This is a genomic window from Faecalibacterium sp. AF27-11BH (assembly GCF_003603005.1).
GTDB classification, from domain to species: Bacteria; Bacillota; Clostridia; order Oscillospirales; family Ruminococcaceae; genus Faecalibacterium; species Faecalibacterium taiwanense.
This window is the reverse complement of record NZ_QVGS01000004.1, coordinates 63063-84015: the sequence shown is the minus strand read 5'-3', so window position 1 is coordinate 84015 and position 20953 is coordinate 63063. Positions and strand designations below refer to the sequence as shown.

Below are 20953 nucleotides of genomic sequence, written 5' to 3'. Positions count from 1 at the left end.
GCCCATCCCTTGACAGAAGCGGCGCAATCCTTTATTGTATAAGGGAACGATTATTTTAGGAGGAAGTTCCATGTCCCAGTCCATTTCCCGCCGGTCATTCCTGAAATGTGCCGGCTCCGGTGCGGTCAGCCTTGCGGCAGCGCTGCTCACCGGCGTACCTGCAGCGGCACAGCAGCCGCGTCTTGCAGGCGAACCTGCCCTGCTGGACGGCAAAGCTGCCGTGGAGCTGCTGGGCTATGCCCCTGCGCAGGAAATGGGCAATGTGCTGGTGTACCTCTCGGTGGAGAACCTCTCCGCATCCACCCTGCCGGTGGGCGCAAGCTATCTGCAGAGCCGTGAGGTGTGCACGCTTGGCGACCTGTACAGTATGGGCACCGGCGTTACCGCTGTGTGCGATGGCAAGCCGGTGCGCTGCGGCAGCTTTGCTGCGCCGCTCTACGGCGAGAACGCGGCGGATGCTTCGGTGTTCACCCTGAACCTGACGGCGGGCCGCGGCGCGCTGCTGCACTGCTTCTGCGCAGTGCCAGACAACTGGCAGACGCTGGAGCTGACCTATCACCCGGATTTCGCGGCGGGCCGCAGCGTGACCTTTACGGTTAACCGCAGCACTGACCACGCCGTGCTGGGCGTGGTGCCCACCTCTCCTGCCGAGGTCGGCAGCGTGGTGGATCTGTAACTCCTTCAGTCTCGCATACGCTCGACAGCTCCCTCGGAGAGGGAGCATCTGGCGAAAAGGAAAACTTGGCCGTATTGCCAAAGCCTCCCTCCATGAGAAAGACTTCCCCCGGCCGGGACAGATTCTCCCCGCGCCGGGGAGAAATGTCACCGCAGGTGACAAAGAGAGGAGCAGTGGCATCGCGTCAGCGATGACGGAAGGAGTTCCTGAACGTAATAAAAGACCATCTGAGATGCAGTTAAAAATGCCTCAGATGGTCTTTTTTTGTTTTGTCAATTCAGCACATTCTGCCCGGCGGAATCCAATACCGTCAGCTCCTGCCCGGTCACGCTGGAGACCAGCGCAATGTAGCTGCGTCCGGTGCGGATGGTCAGCGGCCTGCCGTCGGCATCGTAAAAGGCAAAGGTGGAGTCTGTGCCCTGCGTCCATGTGATGTGCCACAGCTGGCTGCCGTTCAGCCAGACACCGCCGCCAAGGGACAGGTCGTAGTCCAGCGTGGTGCCGTCGTCCCGCAGGCTGGAAGCGGAGTAAAGGACCAGCAGATTGTCGAATTGCGCCTGCGCGCCGGTGTTGGCATCCAGCTGGGCGGTGCCGTCTGCACGGAGCATCCCGTAGGTGCCGCTGGCCGCATCGTAGGCAAAGCCGGTGGTGCTTTGGGGCGCAAAGTTGATCTGCACCTGTTCGGCATCCCGGGAACCTGGCTCCGGCAGGCGGGGCTCTTTGGCCTGCGGCAGCAGGGCGGGCAGAGCGGAAATGGCAGAGCTGTCCTCGGCAGTGCTGGCCGAGGAGGAAGCGCTGCTGCCGTGGTCGCCCAATGCGCCGGAAAGGTTCAGGCTGCCCAGCACGGAAGCGACCTCCCCGCCGCTGGTATGCCACAGCGGCGCACCGCTCCAGACATCATCGCAGGAAAAGGCATTGCGGCCCACTTCCAGCGCGTCCACGGCCCGCAGGTTATAATAATCCAGATAGTTGCGGGCAAACTGCCCTGCACCCCGCTGGATGGGCAGTACTTCCTGCCCGCTGAGCAGCCGCCAGTAAAGGTCCTGCCCAAGGGTCACTGGGCCGACGGTTGGCATGGCCGATACCGAAGGATAAGCCAAGCACAGGCTGGTGGGCTGGCCGCTCTCGGTCAGGGCTTCCAGCACCACCGATGCGCTGCCAATGCCCCACTGTGTGGTGCTGGAAGCGGCGTTGTCGATCACCACGGCGGCGGTGCGTTCGCCGGGATACTGCAGCTCCTGCCCGGTCAGCGGGTCGGTGGGCGCTGCACTGTCCGGGGCAGTGGGGCCGGATAGCGCACACCCGCATAGCAGGGCTGTGCACAGCACCGCCGTGCCAAGGGCCAGATTCCAGATGCGTTTCATGCGGTTCCCTCGTTACTGATAGCTGAAGTTGGACCACTCGTCGTCGTCCACGATGGCAAGATAGGTCTTGCCGCGGTTGAAAAGCATCTGCGCACCGGTCTTGTCGTAGACCAGCAGCGGATGCTCAGGCGAAGCCTTTTCCCAGCGGCCATGCTGTACAGCGCCGCGGCTGAAATAATAGGCATCGCCGCCGGAGATGTAGCTTACCTGCTGCACATCGCCGGAGTCGCCGGAATAGCGCTCGATGGGAGCAAAGCAGACCAGCAGGCTGTCAAAGCTCAGCTGCTTTGCGTTCAGCTCGTCCACGGTGTTTTCAAACTTGCCGGAGATGCGGCTGTACATCTGCATTTTATAGGTGCGGGACTGCGGATCATAGCGGAAGCTGGTCTTGTAGTGGTCCGAGTGGGTGATGCTGACCGTCCTGCCGGATGCTGCACCCTGCATGGCGTTCTCCTCGCCGGTGCGGTAGTCCGCAAAGCGGAAGAAGGTGGTGTCGTAATCGTACTTCAGCCCGATGCCCGCGTTGGAAGCGGCCTGCCGGATCTCCTTGCCGGAGGTGAACTCGGTGTGTTCATAGGCCACATCCCGGCCCCGGCTGTCGCGGTGAGCCACATGCGGATGGGTGGGAGTATTAAAGTAGCTCTTGCCGCCGATGTTCAGGCCGGAATAGTTGTATACGTTGATGAATTTGGTGCAGGCGGCGCTCTCACCGTCGTGGTAGTACAGCGCCTGATAGGGCATCAGCAGCTGCAGGAACTGGTCGCGGCCAGAGCGCAGCGGGCCGATCTCCGGGATGGAGTCGGCATCGTGGAACACCGCGCAGAAGCGGGTGATGCCGCCCTCCACCTTGCACTCGATCAGCAGATCGGCAGAGGAAAGACCGCGCTGCGGACGGGCGTTCTGACGGGAGGTGTTGGAGATGTTGTTGACCATCACGCCCACGATACGGCCATTGCTGCGCTTGGCCTCACCGGTCAGCGGGTCGGCATCGTAAGCGGGCAGTGCGGCAAGACTGGCAGCGGGCTGCTCGCCTGCTGCCAGCGAGGAAGCAACCATGTCCTCCGAGGATGCAGCAGAAGAAGCTGCGCCGGAAGAACTGATGCCCAGTGTCTGCTGGAGCCAGCTGGAAAAATTGCTGCCCAGAATGGCACTGCCGGAAGCACTGCAGCTGGAAAGCGCCAGCGAAGCGGCAGCGGCACCGGTCAGGCGAAGAACAGTACGGCGAGTGATCTTCATAGGAAAAACCTCCTGCAAAAAACGTATCGGCGCGGCCCGGCAGAATGCCAAAGCCGGGAAAAAGTTTGCGGGTGCAGCGCGGCGGGGCGCACACTGCCGGGCAGTAAAACGCAGCGCACTGCAGACGGATTTGATTTGATTGTAACGATTCTTGCCGGGTTTGTAAAGAGGAAGTTATCGGGATGAAGCCCCTTCCGCTGCCGACACCGGAGCATCTTCGATCTGCTGCGCGGATGAAAAGCGGAAGCCCACACCGATGCAGGAGCTTTTTGCGCCTTTTTGCCCGGGAACCCTTGCATTTTTGCGCAAGTTGTGGTAATATTATTCGGCAGTATGTTCACTGCGGAAATATGCGCTCGTAGCTCAGCCGGTAGAGCATCTGACTTTTAATCAGAGGGCCAGGGATTCGAGTTCCCTCGAGCGCACCAAAATCCCACGAGAAATCGTAAGATTTCTCGTGGGATTTTCTTTTTGTTCTCAAGCTGCACGGTTTCTGCACGGTCCGCATTTTTCGTGTCAGATGGAGTAAGTCTGTGAATTACTCTGCAATTCGTGCTATTTTTTGCAATTCAGGTCAGCAGAGCCAGGCGAAGCTGCGCTTTTACGGCAGGGTCTGTGTCCTTCAGAAGCTCCAACAGTGCCGACACGGAGATGGTCGGTTCTGCTTCAATCGGGGCAGCCTGCACAAGTGTTGTTCCTGACTTGTAGAAGCCTTCCTCGAACCTTTTACCCAGCTTCTTGCGGGAATCCTGCTGGATGTGCGCATAGGTGTTGACCAGCAGATTGGCACTGGCGTGGCCCGTTGTGCCTTGCACGGCTTTCACATCACCGCCGGAGATCATCAGTTGGTAAGCAGAGCGCAGGCTGCGCGATGGAATCGCTGAATAGCACAAAAGCATGTTGGAGTCCAGATGTAAAGAAAAAACGGCAAAGCAGGTAAAATTCACTTTACCGTTTTATAGCAATTCAACTTCTTCATGTAACAGCAACAGCGTTGAATTGCATATCGCAAATTGCTGTTTTAACGTTCCACTAATTTCTTGCCTTGCGATCAAGAAAGCACGTCTGCTAAACGCTCTACATTGAAAATATAATCGTACACTGCTATAATAAAATTGTGATATTATCACCAAAAATTCGAGATGCAAAGCGTTTGCGATTGGCAAACATTCAGGAGGAACGCATGGTAACAGGAGCCATTAAAAATAAGGTAGACAAGATCTGGACGGACATCTGGGCAGGCGGCATCACCAATCCGCTGACCGTCATTGAACAGCTGACCTATCTCATGTTCATCCGGTCACTGGACGAGAAAGAGCTTGCCACCGAAGATTTTGAGAACATGGCGGGCGAAAAGATGGAGCATATCTTCCCGGCCAGCGAAGCAGGACAGTCTATGCGGTGGAGCCGCTTCAAGGATAAAGATTCCCGCGAAATTTTCCTGACCATGCAGCAGCGGGTGTTCCCTGCCATCAAAAAGATGAAGTATGGCCGTCTGCCGGACTTTGACGCAAACGGCGAGCTGGTGGAGATCGCAGACGACCCCACCCGCCCGGATGAGGGCAACACCGCCTTTGCGCGGTATATGGACGATGCCATGTTCCTGATCCCCACGCCGCAGGTGCTGCAAAAGATCATCACCGGGTTGGAGGATCTTTACACCCACGACATTGCCGACCTTGATATGCAGGGCGACCTGTACGAGTATATGCTGGGCAAGCTGGCAACCGCAGGGCAGAACGGCCAGTTCCGCACGCCCAAACACATCCGCGACATGATGGTGGAGCTGGTGCAGCCCACGCCGGACGACTTCATCTGCGACCCCGCCTGCGGCACAGCGGGCTTTCTGGTGTCCAGCGCAAAATATGTTCGCAAGCACTATGGGGACGATATGACTCCGGAACAGTGGCAGCATTTTGCCGGGCCGATGTTTGCAGGCTTTGACATGGACCGCACCATGCTGCGCATTTCGGCCATGAACCTGATGCTCCACTCCATCACCAACCCGGATATCGACTACAAAGACAGCGTTTCCAAGCAAAACTCCATTTGCAGCAAGTACACGGTCTGCCTTGCGAACCCGCCGTTCAAGGGCACTGTGGATGCCGAGAGCATCAACGATGACCTGAAAGCCGTCACCAACACCAAAAAGACGGAACTTCTGTTCCTTGCGCTCTTCCTGCGGATGCTCAAAACCGGCGGACGCTGCGCCTGCATCGTGCCGGACGGCGTTTTGTTCGGTTCCAGCAAAGCGCACCAGAGCATCCGAAAAGAACTGATTGAAAACCACCAGCTGCGGGCGGTCATTTCTATGCCCTCCGGCGTGTTCAAGCCCTACGCAGGCGTGTCCACGGCGGTGCTGGTGTTTACCAAGACCGGCGCGGGCGGCACCGATAAGGTGTGGTTCTACGATATGAAAGCCGACGGTTTCTCGCTGGACGACAAGCGCACCGAGGTGAAGGAAAACGACATCCCGGACATCATCGCCCGGTTCCAGAACCTCAACGCCGAAACTGACCGCAAGCGCACCGAGCAGAGTTTCTTTGTGCCCAAAGAAGAAATTGCCGCCAATGGGTACGATTTATCCATCAATAAGTACAAGGAGACCGAGTATGTGCCGGTGGAGTACCCCTCGACCACGGAGATCCTTGCCGACCTGCATGAGCTGGAAATGGAGATCACCAAAGGTTTGGCAGAGTTGGAGGAGATGGTGTGATGGCGAAGTTGGGAGAGGTTTGTACTATTGTATCTGGTTCGACACCAAAAACATCTGTTACGTCCTACTGGGATGGCAACATCAAATGGATAACACCTGCTGAATTGAACGAAGATACTTTTTACATTATGGATTCAGTTCGGCACATTACTGAAGAGGGAAAAGAAAAAACAGGATTGTCTTATCTGCCGACAGGAACAGTCATTTTATCTTCTCGCGCGCCGATTGGCAAAACCGCAATTGCCGGTTGTGAAATGTGTTGCAATCAAGGATTTAAGAACCTTATTTGCTCAGATGCGGTTTATAATGAATACCTCTATTTTTTCTTGAAATCAAAAACAGACTATCTCAATTCATTGGGACGTGGCGCAACTTTTAAAGAAATTTCTAAATCCATCGTTGAAAATATTGAAATCCCGTTACCTGAAGTAAACCAGCAAAAAGAAATTGCAGAAAAATTCAAGAAGCTAGAGCAGTTGATTTCTCTCCGTAAGCAGCAGCTTGCCAAACTGGACGAGCTGGCAAAGGCACGGTTTGTGGAGATGTTTGGGGATGAACAGGCATTTAATAAAGAACCGCTGAGCCAAAATGTTGAAGAAATGTTCATTGGGCCTTTTGGCAGTAGTTTGAAAAATGAAAACTTTGTTTCCAAAGAAAATGGTTACTGCATGGTATATGAACAAAAGCATGCTATTCGCAAAACTATGGATGTCGAAACTCGGTATATAGACAAACCGAAATATGAAGAACTTAAACGATTTTCAATTCATGGTGGCGATATTATTGTTAGTTGTCGAGGAACAATAGGCGAAACCTATATTGTCCCCTTAAATGCGCCGTTAGGCATTATGCACCCATCCATTATGAAAATTCGTGTGAAGGATTCTATTTACAACCGAGTTTTCTTTGACTTCTTACTACAAGAAAAGCTAAAGCAACATGAAGCACAAGCTAATGGAAGTGGCGTGAAAATGGCCGTAACGGCAAGTGCGCTGGGCAAAGAAGAGTTTATTGTTCCTTCAATTCCGTTTCAAAATCAGTTCGCCGCTTTTGTGGAGCGTGTAGACCAGCAGAAGCAGACTGTACAGCAGAGCCTTGAAAAGTTGGAATTGATGAAAAAGGCGCTGATGCAGGAATATTTTGGGTAAAAGGGTGTGCAATGGTGGAGTTTAGCGGTATAATAACGTTAAACAGAACATTTTACCACGAAAGGAGCATACGATGATGACTTTTGAAGAAGAAAGAGACTACAATAATGCAAAGTTTGATGCAATCAAGGCAAAGAACTCGATTCAAAAGCTGAAACCTGAGCTTCGGGAGCAACTGCTAAAAGAACTGGTTGGAGCAGAAGCGTATGCTGTAATGTGGCAGACATTTAAGCAATTATGCAACGGTCAGAGGTGATATTATGGAACATTTTATTACAAGTGTCCACATCAATGAGGTTCGACATCTAAAAGACATTGAAATCAAACTGAACCCTGAAAAGCGTCAGCATCTTATCCTGACTGGTAAAAATGGCTCCGGTAAAACTTCGGTATTGCAGGCGATGAAAGATTATCTGCAGGCAATCGATGATGGGGTCTATCAGAAATTGTGTATTCGGAGATCCTATAAATCGAATGATAAGCTTTCTGAACTTGAAAAAATTGTTGCCGAAACATTTGCAGAGTATAATTCTGGAGTAGAAGTAGACGTTTCAAATGTAGTAGGCTTAGACCGTTTATATAGTCAGGGAGAATTTGTAACTGCTTACTTTCCGGCAGACAGAAAGACAGTGATTCATCGCGCAAAGGGAGTTCAAGATGTAAAACTAGAAAATCAATACAGTTTGGATGATACACCAGAAAATATTTTGCTGAAATATATGGTTCATCTCAAAACTCAACAGGCATATGCAAAGAATGAAAATGATTTAAGTGTCGAGAAGAAAATCGCGGAATGGTTTTCCCGCTTCGAAAATGCGCTAAAAGTATTGTTGAGCGATGACAGCATCCGATTGATATATGACTATAAAAACTATAATTTTCTAATTGAACAGAAAGGTCGAAATCCATATAGTTTGGATGAACTTTCTGATGGCTATTCTGCAATCATCGGTATTGTCGCAGACCTAATCCTCCGTATGGACCGCAACTGGTTGCTGAAAGGCGAACTGAGCCAGTACGATGTGGAAGGCATTGTGCTGATTGATGAGCTGGAAACGCATCTTCATGTGGAACTTCAGAGGAAAATCCTGCCCTTCCTGACAGAGTTCTTCCCACGCATCCAGTTTATCATTACAACACATTCCGCCTATATCCTGAACTCCATCAGCAATGCCTGCATTTATGATTTAGAAAAGCAGGTTCGTTTTACAGATTTTTCTTCCTATTCCGTTGATGATATTGCAGAAGGCTATCTGGATGCAACAGCTTTTTCTGATGAGTTACAAAAGAAAGCAAAGCGATATCAGGAGCTTTATGGGCGGACGGACCTTTCCGATGACGAACGCGCAGAACGCGCAGACTTACGAATGGAATTGAAAGATGCGGAAGATGTCCTTTCCAAGATTGAGGGGAAGAAGGTGCTTTAATGGTCAAATTCGAACGACCTGACAGCTCCGAAGCCCATGTAGCAATCGAATCCTTGAAACGAGAAAAACGCAAAGGTAGCGGAAAGTATAATACCAACGAAGTGAATAAAGCACTTGGATTGATGTTTGCACATAAATGCTACCTTTGTGAGAAGAAAGATTTGGACAATCTCCAAATAGAACATCTCGTTCCACATCGTGGAAACCGAGATTTGATGTTCGATTGGGAAAATCTGTTTTTATCTTGCAATCATTGCAACAATATAAAAAACGATAAGTTCACACCGATTCTGGATTGTACAAAAGTTGCAGTTGATAAGAAAATTGCATTTCGTCGGCATAGTGAACCGTTTATGCCAGATAAATTAGAAATTACTGCATTAGAAGACGACGTTGAAACCCGAAACACGGTGGCACTCCTTAACGAAGTATATTATGGCTCGACTGCACAGAAAATCGAAGAGGCCAAAATCATCCGAAAGCAGCTGTCAAAAGAACTGAATGCATTCGAAGAATGTGTAACGGATTACAATGCAGCTGACGGGGAAGACAAAAAAGATTTAGAGCTGTCCATTATGATGAAATTAAAGTGGAATGCTCCCTTTGCTGCATTTAAGCGCTGGATGATTCGTGATGCCAGTGATAAATTTCCAGAATTACTGAAATACTGCCAATAATCATCCTACATAAAGGAGCTGATTTTATGTCCAACTTCTCCTATCTCTCCACCCGACCCGAATATTCCCTCTTCGCCAATTCTGCCATCGAGGCCGAGAAAGTGTTCTCCACCTCCCCGGCAATGTGCGCGGTGGGATGCCGGAAGGCGTTGGAGCTGGCGGTGAAGTGGGTGTATGCGGCAGACAAAACCATCACGATGCCCTACAAGGACAACCTGCAATCCCTGCTGCATGAGCCGAGCTTCCGGTTCGCAGTGGACCGCAATGTGTGGAGCGTGCTGCCCAGCATCGTGAAGGCGGGCAATCTGGCGGTACATACGGGGCATAGTGTGTCGGCGGCGGATGCAGTGTTCAGCCTGCGGGGGCTGTTCGATTTCATCCAGTGGGTGGATTACTGCTACGGCACGGACTATGTGGAGCGCTCCTTTGATGAAACAGCCATCCCCGGCGAGAAAGTGGAGCTGGACGAAAAGAAGATCCGGGAGCAGGAAAGCCTGCTGACCCAGAAGGATGCCGAGCTGGAAGCGCTGCGCAAGCAGGTGGAGAGCCTTTCGGCGGCATACACAGCCAGCAAACAGCAGAACCAGCAGAGCCGCAGTTTTACCGCCGCAGACCTGACCGAGGCCGAAACTCGGCGGAAGATCATCGACATCGACCTCAAGGCCATGGGCTGGAAATTCACCGGGCCGGACGCCGATGTGCGCACCGAGTACGAAGTGGACAACATGAACGGCGTGCTGGGGCAGAAGGGCTATGCGGACTATGTGCTGATGGGCAAGGACGGCTTGCCGCTGGCGGTCATTGAAGCCAAGCGCAGCACCAAAGACCCCAACATCGGGCGCAAGCAGGCTCAGCTTTATGCAGACTGTCTGGAGCAGAAGTTTGGCCGCCGTCCGATGCTGTTTACCACCAACGGCTACACCACCTATTTCTGGGATGAGCAGAGCGGCCCGCAGCGTGCTGTGAGCGGGGTGTTCTGCAAGGACGACTTGCAGAAGCTGATGAACCGCCGCACCGAGAAAAAGCCGCTGGACACCATCGAAATTGACGATAAAATCACCGACCGCTACTATCAGAAAAACGCCATCCGGGCAGTCTGCGCCCATATTACGCAGGGCTTCCGGCGCAATCTGCTGGTCATGGCTACTGGCACGGGCAAGACCCGCACCGCATCCAGCCTGACCGATGTGCTGAGCCGGGGCGGTCATGTGACCAACGTGCTCTTTCTGGCGGACCGCACCGCGCTGGTCAAGCAGGCGAAGGACGACTTCAAAAAGTATCTGCCCGACCAGTCGCTGTGCAATCTGTGCTCCTCTAAGGACGATAAGGCCGCGCGCATCGTGTTTTCCACCTATCCCACCATGCTCAACGCCATCGACAACGCCAAGACCAAGGACGGCGTGCCGTTGTTTTCGCCCGCCCACTTTGACCTTATCATCGTGGACGAGAGCCACCGCAGCATTTTCAAGAAATACCGCGCCATTTTTGATTATTTCGATGCGATTCTGGTGGGGCTGACCGCCACCCCGAAAACCGACGTGGACCGCAACACCTACGACTTTTTCGAGATGGAGCACGGCATCCCCACCTACGCCTACGATTACGACACGGCGGTCTACACCGACCATGTGCTGGTGCCTTACTACAACTACGAGGTCAAGACGAAATTCACAGAAGAGGGCATCCACTACGACCAGCTTTCACCGGAGGATAAGGCCCGCTACGAGGACGATTTTGCCGAGGACGATACCCTGCCCACCTTCATCCCGTCCGAAAAGCTGAACAAGTTCATCTTCAACGCCAACACCGTGGACACGGTGCTGCAAGACCTGATGGAACGGGGCATCCAGACGGCAGGCGGCGACCGCATCGGCAAAACCATCATCTTTGCCCAGAACAAGCGCCACGCGGAGTTTATCCGGGAACGTTTTGGCAAGCTCTACCCGCAGCTGGAGACCCAGTACCCGGGATTCATCCAGCGGGTGGTCTGCGACGACGCCTATGCACAGTCCATCATTGACGACTTCAAACAGCCGGACAAGCCGCCGTTTATTGCGGTCTCGGTGGATATGATGGACACGGGCATCGATGTGCCGGAGTGCGTGAATCTGGTATTCTTCAAAAAAGTGCGCAGCAAAACGAAGTTCTGGCAGATGATAGGCCGTGGTACGCGGCTCTGCCCGTCCCTTGCCTGCGTGGATGCCATCGACGGCGAATATACGGGCAAACGGCGGTTTCTGATCTTCGACTACTGCGGCAACTTTGAATTTTTCCGTCAGAAACCCAACGGCTACGAGAGCGCGGACACCAAAAGCCTGTCCGAGAGCATTTTCTGCAAGCAGGTGCGCATTGCCGCCGCGCTGCAGGATGGAGCCTATGCGGACGAAAACTACCAGAACTGGCGCAAGATCTTAACGGAGACCTGCCGTGCCGAAGTGGGAGCGCTGAACCCGGAGCTGGTATCCGTGCGGCTGCACCGACAGGCCGTGGAACACTATCAGAAGCCGGAAGCCTTTGTCAGCCTGACCGAAACGGACAAGGGTACTCTGATGAAAGAGGTGGCACCGCTCATCTCGCTGGACGACAAAGATGAAGCCGCCAAGCGGTTCGATAACTTTGTGTATGGCTTGTTGCTCTGCGAACTGGAAGGTCTGCCGGGGCTGAGCCGCGCCCAGAAACAGCTGCGCAATACGGCGGCAATGCTGGAAGGGAAGGCTACCATCCCGCAGGTGCAGACAAAACTGCCCCTCATCCGGGAGGTGCAGACAGACGAATTTTTGACCTCGCATGATCTTCTCCGCTTTGAGGAAATGCGGCAGGAACTGCGGGAGCTTATCAAGTTTCTGGTGGACGGTGTAGAAGGGCAAAAGCCTGTCTACACGGCCCTTGCCGACCCGGTACTGGAACAGACCGAGGGAAAAACGCTGGATTCCGGCTACGATTTCGGCGAGTACCGGGAACGTGTGAACCGCTACATCATGGAGCACCGCAGCGATACGCTGGCTATCCACAAGCTGACCCAGAACATTCCGCTTTCCCGGGGCGACTATACCGAGCTGGAACATATCTTTACCTGTGAGCTGGGCAGCAAAGAGGACTATGCACGGGAGTTTCGGGATACACCCTTTGGTCTGCTGGTGCGTAAAGTGGCAAAGCTGGACCACGATGCTGCCATGCAGGCATTTTCCAAGTTCATCAACGACGAATCGCTGAATGCAAAGCAGATCGCGTTCGTGCAGAAGGTCATTCATTACATCGAGCAGAACGGTTATGTGGAAAGCAAAGCGGTGCTGATGAAACCACCCTTTGACCAACCCATCCTGTTTACCCGCCTGTTTGATGGCAAAACAGGGAGTGAACTGATGGATACGATCAATTCGGTGAAAGAGAATGCCACCCATGTGACTGCATAAAGTAGTGGAATGTACTGATAAAAACCGGTATAATTCAGGACTATCGAAAAATGAATATCCTGCAACGCAGGATGGCAAGTCAGGGAATTTTGAACGATACGCAAACGACTCTGGCTGATTACCTGATGAGCATCGCACAAATTTCCGTGGAGGATGCCGGAGTGATTTATATCGAGTTGAGCAGCATCCGCGGCAATTTTATGGCAAACATCATTCTGCGCATGATTGAAAATTATCACTTCCTGCCCGATATGGCGCAGAAACTGAAAAACAAACAAGCACTGGTGGAAAGCGTAATTGCAAATGAACAGCTGGAGCCTTCCATTACGTTGCCCACCAAAGATGTGTATGATGACCTTGTCAACAGCAAACTGGATATGATCGAAGGCTTCGTGCCGATCTCTGCCATCCGGTATGATGCTAAGATGCAGGAAGCAGAAAGACTTTAAGGGGAGTGCGACTTGTAGGATTGCTTTAAATTATCGAGTTAATCCGCAGGCTGAATAGATTCACTCAAATCGAATGAAAACGAAAAAATGCCCGCTCACCGTGGAGATCCGGCTCCATCGGTGGGCGGGCATATCCAATAAAACACCAGGATACCATTATGCTTTTCGTACTTCAGCTGGGATCTTGTTCTGGCTCAGATATCCCACAGGGAGGGCGCAGAGGTGGAAACTGCGGCGGCACCTGCGCGCATGGCGGCCATGACGTCGGCTTTGTCCCGCAGCAGGCCGCCTGCAATGACAGGCACCTGTGTGCGGGCGCTGATCTCGGCGATGACCCGGGGCATGATGCCGGGAAGGATCTCGACAAAATCCGGCTTGCCCTGCTCCAGCTGACCGGACAGGCTGGTCAGCGAGAGGGAATCCAGGATGAATGCCCGCTGGACGGTCAGCAGGCCGCGGTGGCGCGCCCGGCGGATCAGGGTCGGGCGGGTGGAGATGATGCCGTCCGGGTGGCACAGGGCGTTGAGGGAGTCCACCGCGATTTCCCGCGACGAAAGGCCGTCCACAAGGTCGATGTGAACCACGGCCAGTTTTCCGGCATCATGTATGCGGTGCACCAGACCGTCTACGGTGAGCAGGGTGCTCGCCAGCAGAAAAACGGCGCTGCAGGGCGAAGCCAGCGCAGCAGTCAGGGCTTCGTCCGTTTTCACAGCGGCGATCACCGGTTCGTCCAGCAGGGTTTCGGCAAGAGGATGCATTGGGTAAGACTCCTTTCGAGCCAGATTTACAGAGATAGGGAGCAATCAGAAGATACGGCCCTTTCAGAAAACTCTAAAAGGGCCGCACCATGCGTAAACCAAGTTTATAAAAAATTGAGGGGTTTGTAAAGAGGATTAAAGAGGCATTATTTATGTGCCTGCACGGCTGCATTATTTTTCTTCAGCAGTACAGCGCATGCTATGGTAACTACAAAGCCGATCGCGATCAGCGCGTAGACCAGAGCAGTGCCAGCGTACTGTGTTCCGGGGGTGTGCACGCGAATCTCGCAGATGCCCCACTCGCTGACAGCTGCAAGAACGCCGCAGAAGATGCCGCCAAGGTAGGGATTGCCTGTGTGCTGGTACAGGAGACGACAAATCAGGATCGCAACAAAGATGAAGCCGGGCAGCGCATACACTGCGGTTGCGGCAGAAGCCAGACCGCCGAACATCGGGTTCGAGCCGGTAGCCTTGAAGATGCCGTAAACGTAGCAGAGGATGAACAGAGTGGGAACCGATGCGATAAAGCTGATCAGAAGGTTAGAAAGCAGCTTGTTTTTGCCGAGCGCCGTGCTAAAGTTAAAACTGTTGACGCTGATGGACATGACAATGTAGTACACGAGATACATGGGTACAACAAGGAGCATACCCGGGATGCGGTTGGCTCCAAACTTCATAAAGCCCCAGTAAACGATCAGGAAGTTCACATCCACAAAATAGTCGACGGCAAAAACCATCAGGATCAGGGCAAAGACTGCAAGCAGGGCCGCGCCGATGGATTTGAGGAGTGCATGCCCGGAAATAGCGATGCCGGTATTCCGGAAGGAGAAACCGTGTTTTTTGCCGTAGGCCATGTACCACACCGTGCACAGAACAAGAGTCAGTGCGCCGCACAGCAGAGAGATCAGGCCGTGGTACGCAGGGTTGGCCGAGTGGAAAAGTGCATCACGGTAAGATGCCAGTCCCTGCTTGTTCAGGAATCGAATCATGAGGATGGACAGGACGGCACTGATGATCTGGATGCCCCAGAACCATGCAACTGCGTTCTTATCGCCAACTGGGCGAAGGTCCTGCTCGCCATTGTCGGCACACTGGAATGTCTTGACGGAGTTGACCAGCCAAACCATCAGAGACCCGGCAAACAGCAGCAGACCGGACAGGGCGATGATCTTGAAGATGTTCCAGATGGTATAGGTGTAGCTGCTGGCGCTCAGAGCAGTGCCAGTGGGCATAACACGGTTAAAGAAGGTCAACACACGGTTCATGACCAGCGGGGACCACCAACCAGCCATATGCGTCTCGTTAGAAACAAAGATCTGGCGGCTTCCGGTCTTTCCGCCGTAATCCTGCTCATAAACGGTCTCTGCCACGCGCTGTTCACTGGTGGTTGCGGGGTCGATACCGAAATACAGGAAGGACTGTGCACTGTTGTTGATCACATATTCTGCCGGGCTGGAAAGGTTGGCTGCATACTTGTTGGCGTCGTTGGAATAGGTACCGTTATCATTAGCTTTTTCCGAGAAGAAGAACTCGTCGTTCTTGTCTGCGAGAACTGCGACATCTCGGGCACCGTAAACATCGGTGTAGCCCTCGCTGTTACGCACGATGGGATCGCTGTGGATCAGGAAAATGGCCTTGACAACATTCAGACTGTCATTATCGCACTGCAGTGCTTCGCCAGCTGCCTTGCCACCGCGGGAGTAGCCCAGCAGCGAAACTCGGTCGGTATCAACGTAGGGCAGAGTCACGCCGTAGCGTACCGCATCATAAAGGCCGCGACCCTGGGTGAGCCATTCGGAGTCCGGCAGAGGTTCGCTTTCGCCCATGCCGTACATATCCACGCCGATCGCAACATAGCCGCGGCGGGCGAGCTCAATGCAGTAGTGCTGCATTTCTTCTTTGTTGTTGTTTCCGCCATGCTGTACAAAAATAGCGGGCGCAGGCGTTTCAGCGGTGGCGTTTTCCGGAATATAAACATCCATCGCAAGGGTATGACCGGATTCGGATTCAATGGTAACGTTCCGGATGGTCGTTTTGCCGGAGTTCGTCTGTAAAATGAAAGAACCGGCAATGCCTACGATGATGAGCGCGATGCTGACGATGAGACTGATCAGCGGCCTTGAAAGTTTTTTCTCGTTCATATGGGGGACCTCCTTTTTGAATCTGATTTTTCCGTAATAAAAATGGGGACACACTGCATCTGGACGATACAGTGCATCCCCATCTCACTTCTCTTGGGATGCTTCTAGTATAGCGTTTTGTAACAAAATGTCAATAGAAAATAAACAATTAAAAAATATTTTGTGCGTGAACCATAAAGTTGGGCGAAAACTATCAATGCTCTGCCCAGTCGCAGCTGCGGCCCACAGCCTTGTGCCAGCCGGAGAGCAGACGGGTGCGCTCAGCCTCGTCCATCTGCGGGGCAAAGGTCATGTTGCAGTGCCACAGGCTGCGGATCTCGTCCCGGTCCTTCCATACGCCGGTGGCAAGGCCCGCCAGATAGGCAGCGCCCAGAGCGGTCGTCTCCCGGATGGCAGGGCGCAGCACGGTCTTGTTCAGGATGTCGGCCTGGAACTGCATCAGGAACTGGTCACGGGAGGCGCCGCCGTCCACCTTCAGCGAGGTGATGGGCACGCCGGTGTCCTTTTCCATAGCAGCCACGAGGTCTGCGCTCTGGTAGGCGATGGATTCTTCCGCCGCGCGGATGATATGGTTCTGGGTGGTGCCGCGGGTGATGCCCACAATGGCACCGCGGGCGTACATATCCCAGTACGGTGCACCCAGACCAGTAAAGGCCGGCACAATGTAAATGCCGCCGTTATCCGGCACCTTCTGGGCGTAGTATTCCGCATCGCGGCTCTCCTGGATCATGCGCAGGCCGTCGCGCACCCACTGGATGACGGCACCGCCCACAAAGACGCTGCCCTCCAGCGCGTACTCCACCTTACCGTTCAGGCTGATGGCGATGGTAGAGATCAGGCCGTTCCGGCTGCGGCAGATGGTGTCGCCGGTGTTCATCAGCAAAAAGCAACCGGTGCCGTAGGTGTTCTTGGCCTCCCCCTTGCCAAAGCAGCTCTGTCCGAACAGCGCAGCCTGCTGGTCACCGGCAATGCCGGCCACCGGGATCTGCACACCGCACAGGTCGGTGGTGCCGTAGACCTCGCTGGAATCCGTCACGCGGGGCAGGATGCAGCGCGGGATATCCAGCGCTTTGAGCAGGGTGTCGTCCCAGTCCAGCGTGCGGATGTTATACAGCATGGTGCGGCTGGCGTTGGTGCGGTCGGTGACATGCACTCTGCCGCCGGTCAGCTTCCAGACCAGCCATGTGTCCACAGTGCCGAACAGGATCTCCCCTGCCTCGGCCCGCTCCCGCGCACCGGGCACATTGTCCAGGATCCACTTGATCTTCGTTGCGGAGAAATAGGCATCAGGCATCAGGCCGGTATTCTCCCGGATGTAGTCTGCCATGCCGGGCTGCTGCAGCAGTTCATCCACCAGCGGTGCCGTGCGGCGGCACTGCCAGACGATGGCATTGTAGATGGGGCGGCCGGTGGCCTTTTCCCACAGGATGGTGGTCTCCCGCTGGTTGGTGATGCCAATGGCGGCGATATCGTGGGCATCGACACCGCTTTGGGCCACCACCTCGTTCATGACTCCATACTGGGTGGACCAGATCTCCATGGGGTTGTGCTCCACCCAGCCCTGCTGCGGATAGATCTGCTCAAACTCGCGCTGCTGCACCGCAATGATATTCTGCTCATTGTCGAACAGGATGGCACGGCTGCTGGTGGTTCCCTGATCCAACGCCAGAACATATTTTGTACTCATGCTTTTGCTACCTCCGTATCGTTTCAGGAGTGTGTATCACAGATTTCGCGTCGCCACAACGTCCACGCCGGTGCCGCACACATCTGCCAGCACCACCTGCCCGGTGCGGACGGGGGCGTGCAGAGTGACGCGATCCAGCGCAGCCATGACCTCGGTCATCTTCTCTTTGGGCACGGCCTGCGCAGTCTTTACCGGGCAGCGCGGGTACAGCCCGCCCTCCACCCGCACCGTGCTGGTGATGATGCGGGTGGGATGGGTCAGCTCTTCCCTGCCGTAGGCGGCACCGTTGGGGCAGGCGTTTCCAGTTACATTATAATCATTTTCCGGGTCCACCTGCAAGTGGCAGCCGCAGGGACAGCAGATGCAAATGACTTCTTTGATGCTGCTCATTCTGCAATAACCTCCTCTACCGCAACGGTCAGCGGGCCGTCTGCTTTTTCCAGCAGGACTTTGGGCAGGGCGATGTGTTCCATCTCGCCGGGAGCCATGCGCTGGCGCTTGAACCGGGCCAGCTGCCTGCCGCCGCAGGTCACGGTGATCTGGCTGGGGCCGTAGTTCTGCCGCACACGGAAGGAAATGTTCACGCTCCTGTCCACATCAGCGGGGCGCACCCGCTGCGGCACGGTGTAGCCCAAGCCATTGCCCGGGATAAGATCGAGTGCGGCGGCATCGGCGGCTTCGCCCTTCAAAACATAGGCCGCCGCAGAAGCACCGGCCAGGTCGCTTTCGCCCGAAACGAAGTCCACCAGATCATGCACATGCACCACATTGCCGCAGGCGAACACGCCGGGGATGCCGGTCTCCATATTCTCGTAGACCACTGCGCCCTTGGTGTGGGGGTCCATGGGGATGCCCGCCTGCCGGGTCAGCTCATTTTCCGGGATCAGGCCAACGCTGAGCAGGATGGTGTCCACATCAAATTCCATCTCGGTGCCCGGGATGGGGCGGCGGTTTTCGTCCACCTTGGCAACGGTGGCCTTTTCCACGCGGGCCTTGCCCTGAATATCCACGATGGTATGGGACAGATACAGGGGGATGTCGAAGTCCTGCAGGCACTGCACGATGTTGCGGGTCAGGCCGCCGGAATACGGCATGACCTCCACGCAGGCCAGTACTTTGGCACCTTCCAGCGTCATGCGGCGGGCCATGATCAGGCCGATGTCGCCGCTGCCGAGGATGAGCACCCGCTTGCCTACCAGATAGCCCTCCATGTTGACATAGCGCTGGGCCGCACCGGCGGTGTAGATACCGGCAGGGCGGCTGCCCGGAATGCCAATGGCACCGCGGGTGCGCTCCCGGCAGCCCATGCAGAGGATGATGCTTCTGGCTTCCAAAATCTGATAGCCCTTTTCCCGGCTGACGCAGTGGATCTTTTTGTCCGGGGTGACGTCCAGCACCATCGTGCCCAGCTCCACCCGGACACCGGTGGAGCGCAGCAGTTCAATGCAGCGGCCTGCGTATTCCGGGCCGGTGAGCTGCTCGCCAAAGCGGTGCAGGCCGAAGCCGTTGTGGATGCACTGGTTCAGGATGCCGCCCAGCTCGTTGTCGCGCTCTAAGATAAGGATATCGCGCAGACCATGCTGCCATGCGCTGTAAGCTGCGGCAAGGCCTGCAGGGCCGCCGCCGACGATGACCAGATCAATCATGGTGCTCTCCCTCCTGCTTGGTTTCGCACAGTAAGACGTTGGTGCCGGCCTTATCCTGCAGCACGTCCAGCGGACTGATGCCCAGCGTTTTGCTGATTAGCTCCAGCACCCGCGGCCCGCAAAAGCCGCCCTGACAGCGGCCCATACCGGCACCGCAGCGGCGCTTGACACCGTCAATGGTGGTGGCGGGGATCTCTTCGTGCAGAGCGTCCAGAATTTCGCCCTCGGTGATCGTCTCACAGCGGCAGATCACGCGGCCATAGGCGGGTTCCTTTGCAATGAGCCGGGCTTTTTCTTCGGGCGGAAGCTCCTTGAAGCGCACCCGGGTGCGGCCATCCTTGTAATCCGCCTTGGGGGCGGGCAGATCGCCGTGAGCTTCCAGAATTTTGACGGCTTCTCTGGCAACGGCCGGTGCACTGGAAAGGCCAGGCGATTTCATACCCGCCAGATCGATGAAGCCGGGTGCGCCTTCTGCTTCGCCGATAACGAAGTCGCCCGTGTCCACATTGGCACGGACGCCCGCAAAGTTGCGGATGGACTCGCTGAAGCGGATGTTCGGCACGCTGCGGCGCGCTGCGGCGCTGACGAAGGCCAGCCCGGCGGCGGTGCAGGCGGTATCGTCCCCTTCCACGGGGTCGGCGTTCGGGCCGACGATCAGGTTGCCGTGGACGGTGGGGGCCACCAGAACGCCCTTGCCGTTTTCGTTGGGGCACTGGAAGATGACGTGGTGCACACGGCTGCCCTCGGATTTATCCAGCAGGTAGTATTCGCCCCGGGTGGGCTGGATGGTAAATTTGTGGGGTGCGGCCATATCGTGCACGGCCTGCGCCGAGATGCCTGCCGCATTGATGATATAGCGCGTTTCCACAATTCCGGAGGGGGTGGTCAGCGCCCAGCCGCCGGCGGTCTTTTCGATGCGGGTCACAGGGCAGCTGCGGTGCAGCTCCACGCCGTTGCGCACGGCTACTTCTGCCATGGCCAGTGCAAACTCCCACGGGCTGACGATGGCGGCGCTGGGCGCATACAGCGCGCCAACGACAGTGGGGGCCAGATTCGGTTCCATGGCAAGCGTTTCCTCTGCGGAAAGCAGCCGGATGCCCGGCACGCCGTTGGCGATGCCGTTCTCATACAGTTTCTGCAGGTGGGGCAGCTCTTCCGGGCTGAGGGCCAGCACCAGACTGCCGCACTGCAGGTACGGCACATCCAGCCGGGCGCAGATCTCCTTGGCCAGTGCGGACCCCTCCACGTTGAGCCGCGCCATCCGGGTGCCCGGTTCGGGGTCGTAGCCAGCGTGCAGAATGGCACTGTTGGCCTTGGTGGTGCAGTCTGCCACGTCATTTTCAGCCTCGAAAATGGCGGTCTGCAGCGGGTAATGGGACAGCTCATAGGCGGCTGCCGCACCAATGACACCGCAGCCGATAATTGCTACATCCAGCATAAAAACCTCCTGATCGCTCCGTTTGCCGAATAAAAGAAAAAGAGCAGGACAAACAAAAGGGCCTTTCGACTCTCCCCTTGCTTGTTCTGCTCGATCCTCTGAACAAACTTTTATTGTCTTTATGATAATGCGATCTGCACAAGATGTCAAGCTTTTGTTGAAAATTTAAAGCTCATT

At 55.1% G+C, this 20953-nt stretch carries 17 protein-coding genes and 1 tRNA gene; 9 read left to right on the top strand and 9 right to left on the bottom strand.

Annotation, left to right across the window (positions count from 1 at the left end; genetic code table 11):
• Window positions 1–70: 70 nt before the first annotated feature.
• Window positions 71–676, top strand: a complete 606-nt coding sequence (locus DWY76_RS05960; protein WP_097774587.1) for a Tat pathway signal sequence — start codon at window positions 71–73, stop codon at window positions 674–676.
• A 272-nt stretch (window positions 677–948) separates the two neighbouring features.
• Here the strand turns inward: DWY76_RS05960 and DWY76_RS05955 are convergent, their stop codons facing one another.
• Both DWY76_RS05955 and DWY76_RS05950 read right to left on the bottom strand, forming a co-directional pair.
• Window positions 949–2040 carry a DUF3048 C-terminal domain-containing protein gene (locus tag DWY76_RS05955; RefSeq protein ID WP_097781165.1) on the bottom strand — a complete coding sequence of 364 codons (1092 nt, stop codon included), beginning with the start codon at window positions 2038–2040 and terminating at the stop codon, window positions 949–951.
• 12 nt (window positions 2041–2052) lie between these two features.
• On the bottom strand, window positions 2053–3276 hold the full coding sequence (locus DWY76_RS05950; RefSeq protein ID WP_120080370.1) for a DUF3048 domain-containing protein: 1224 nt from the start codon (window positions 3274–3276) through the stop codon (window positions 2053–2055).
• 352 nt (window positions 3277–3628) lie between these two features.
• Between DWY76_RS05950 and DWY76_RS05945 the strand changes: the two genes are divergently transcribed.
• A tRNA-Lys gene (locus DWY76_RS05945) sits at window positions 3629–3704 on the top strand.
• 141 nt (window positions 3705–3845) lie between these two features.
• Here the strand turns inward: DWY76_RS05945 and DWY76_RS05940 are convergent.
• Window positions 3846–4223 carry a hypothetical protein gene (locus tag DWY76_RS05940; protein WP_243111953.1) on the bottom strand — a complete coding sequence of 126 codons (378 nt, stop codon included), beginning with the start codon at window positions 4221–4223 and terminating at the stop codon, window positions 3846–3848.
• A gap of 236 nt (window positions 4224–4459) precedes the next feature.
• Here DWY76_RS05940 and DWY76_RS05935 point away from each other — a divergent pair, with 236 nt between their 5' ends.
• The 7 genes from DWY76_RS05935 (at window position 4460) to DWY76_RS05905 (ending at window position 13106) form a co-directional block, all read left to right on the top strand.
• Window positions 4460–5992: a class I SAM-dependent DNA methyltransferase gene (locus DWY76_RS05935; protein WP_097774604.1), complete on the top strand. Its 1533-nt coding sequence runs from the start codon at window positions 4460–4462 to the stop codon at window positions 5990–5992.
• Window positions 5992–7140 (top strand): restriction endonuclease subunit S, encoded by a 1149-nt coding sequence (locus DWY76_RS05930; RefSeq protein ID WP_120080368.1) that lies wholly within the window; start codon window positions 5992–5994, stop codon window positions 7138–7140. Before DWY76_RS05935 ends, DWY76_RS05930 begins: the two co-directional genes overlap by 1 nt.
• 73 nt (window positions 7141–7213) lie before the next feature.
• Window positions 7214–7396 (top strand): hypothetical protein, encoded by a 183-nt coding sequence (locus tag DWY76_RS05925; RefSeq protein ID WP_133300794.1) that lies wholly within the window; start codon window positions 7214–7216, stop codon window positions 7394–7396.
• 4 nt (window positions 7397–7400) lie between these two features.
• The gene (locus tag DWY76_RS05920; RefSeq protein WP_120080364.1) at window positions 7401–8567 is read left to right on the top strand and encodes an ATP-binding protein; all 1167 of its coding nucleotides are present in this window, start codon (window positions 7401–7403) and stop codon (window positions 8565–8567) included.
• A complete protein-coding gene (locus DWY76_RS05915) occupies window positions 8567–9244 on the top strand; it encodes an HNH endonuclease (protein WP_049935323.1) in 678 nt (225 codons plus the stop codon). The genes DWY76_RS05920 and DWY76_RS05915 overlap by 1 nt, the downstream gene beginning before the upstream one ends.
• Window positions 9245–9270: 26 nt before the next feature.
• Window positions 9271–12657: a DEAD/DEAH box helicase family protein gene (locus DWY76_RS05910; RefSeq protein ID WP_120080362.1), complete on the top strand. Its 3387-nt coding sequence runs from the start codon at window positions 9271–9273 to the stop codon at window positions 12655–12657.
• An 89-nt stretch (window positions 12658–12746) separates the two neighbouring features.
• The gene (locus tag DWY76_RS05905) at window positions 12747–13106 is read left to right on the top strand and encodes a hypothetical protein (protein ID WP_120080360.1); all 360 of its coding nucleotides are present in this window, start codon (window positions 12747–12749) and stop codon (window positions 13104–13106) included.
• A 194-nt stretch (window positions 13107–13300) separates the two neighbouring features.
• Here DWY76_RS05905 and DWY76_RS05900 read toward each other — a convergent pair whose 3' ends face one another.
• From DWY76_RS05900 to DWY76_RS05875, 6 genes are all read right to left on the bottom strand, one after another.
• Window positions 13301–13864 (bottom strand): glycerol-3-phosphate responsive antiterminator, encoded by a 564-nt coding sequence (locus DWY76_RS05900; protein WP_005943598.1) that lies wholly within the window; start codon window positions 13862–13864, stop codon window positions 13301–13303.
• A 146-nt stretch (window positions 13865–14010) separates the two neighbouring features.
• A complete protein-coding gene (locus tag DWY76_RS05895) occupies window positions 14011–16005 on the bottom strand; it encodes a CocE/NonD family hydrolase (protein ID WP_120080358.1) in 1995 nt (664 codons plus the stop codon).
• Between the two features lie 193 nt (window positions 16006–16198).
• Window positions 16199–17692: a glycerol kinase GlpK gene (gene glpK, locus DWY76_RS05890; RefSeq protein ID WP_120080356.1), complete on the bottom strand. Its 1494-nt coding sequence runs from the start codon at window positions 17690–17692 to the stop codon at window positions 16199–16201.
• Between the two features lie 36 nt (window positions 17693–17728).
• A complete protein-coding gene (locus DWY76_RS05885; protein WP_179859617.1) occupies window positions 17729–18082 on the bottom strand; it encodes a DUF1667 domain-containing protein in 354 nt (117 codons plus the stop codon).
• On the bottom strand, window positions 18079–19338 hold the full coding sequence (locus tag DWY76_RS05880) for an FAD-dependent oxidoreductase (RefSeq protein ID WP_120080354.1): 1260 nt from the start codon (window positions 19336–19338) through the stop codon (window positions 18079–18081). The genes DWY76_RS05885 and DWY76_RS05880 overlap by 4 nt, the downstream gene beginning before the upstream one ends.
• A complete protein-coding gene (locus tag DWY76_RS05875; protein WP_120080352.1) occupies window positions 19331–20776 on the bottom strand; it encodes an NAD(P)/FAD-dependent oxidoreductase in 1446 nt (481 codons plus the stop codon). The genes DWY76_RS05880 and DWY76_RS05875 overlap by 8 nt, the downstream gene beginning before the upstream one ends.
• Window positions 20777–20953 lie beyond the last annotated feature (177 nt).

Coding starts and splice junctions, on each gene's coding strand:
- DWY76_RS05950 (WP_120080370.1), bottom strand. CDS start 3,276: ATGAAGATCACTCGCCGTACTGTTCTTCGCCTGACCGGTGCCGCTGCC.
- DWY76_RS05875 (WP_120080352.1), bottom strand. CDS start 20,776: ATGCTGGATGTAGCAATTATCGGCTGCGGTGTCATTGGTGCGGCAGCC.
- DWY76_RS05955 (WP_097781165.1), bottom strand. CDS start 2,040: ATGAAACGCATCTGGAATCTGGCCCTTGGCACGGCGGTGCTGTGCACA.
- DWY76_RS05920 (WP_120080364.1), top strand. CDS start 7,401: ATGGAACATTTTATTACAAGTGTCCACATCAATGAGGTTCGACATCTA.
- DWY76_RS05935 (WP_097774604.1), top strand. CDS start 4,460: ATGGTAACAGGAGCCATTAAAAATAAGGTAGACAAGATCTGGACGGAC.
- DWY76_RS05885 (WP_179859617.1), bottom strand. CDS start 18,082: ATGAGCAGCATCAAAGAAGTCATTTGCATCTGCTGTCCCTGCGGCTGC.
- DWY76_RS05900 (WP_005943598.1), bottom strand. CDS start 13,864: ATGCATCCTCTTGCCGAAACCCTGCTGGACGAACCGGTGATCGCCGCT.
- DWY76_RS05960 (WP_097774587.1), top strand. CDS start 71: ATGTCCCAGTCCATTTCCCGCCGGTCATTCCTGAAATGTGCCGGCTCC.
- glpK (WP_120080356.1), bottom strand. CDS start 17,692: ATGAGTACAAAATATGTTCTGGCGTTGGATCAGGGAACCACCAGCAGC.
- DWY76_RS05895 (WP_120080358.1), bottom strand. CDS start 16,005: ATGAACGAGAAAAAACTTTCAAGGCCGCTGATCAGTCTCATCGTCAGC.
- DWY76_RS05930 (WP_120080368.1), top strand. CDS start 5,992: ATGGCGAAGTTGGGAGAGGTTTGTACTATTGTATCTGGTTCGACACCA.
- DWY76_RS05910 (WP_120080362.1), top strand. CDS start 9,271: ATGTCCAACTTCTCCTATCTCTCCACCCGACCCGAATATTCCCTCTTC.
- DWY76_RS05880 (WP_120080354.1), bottom strand. CDS start 19,338: ATGATTGATCTGGTCATCGTCGGCGGCGGCCCTGCAGGCCTTGCCGCA.
- DWY76_RS05915 (WP_049935323.1), top strand. CDS start 8,567: ATGGTCAAATTCGAACGACCTGACAGCTCCGAAGCCCATGTAGCAATC.
- DWY76_RS05925 (WP_133300794.1), top strand. CDS start 7,214: ATGATGACTTTTGAAGAAGAAAGAGACTACAATAATGCAAAGTTTGAT.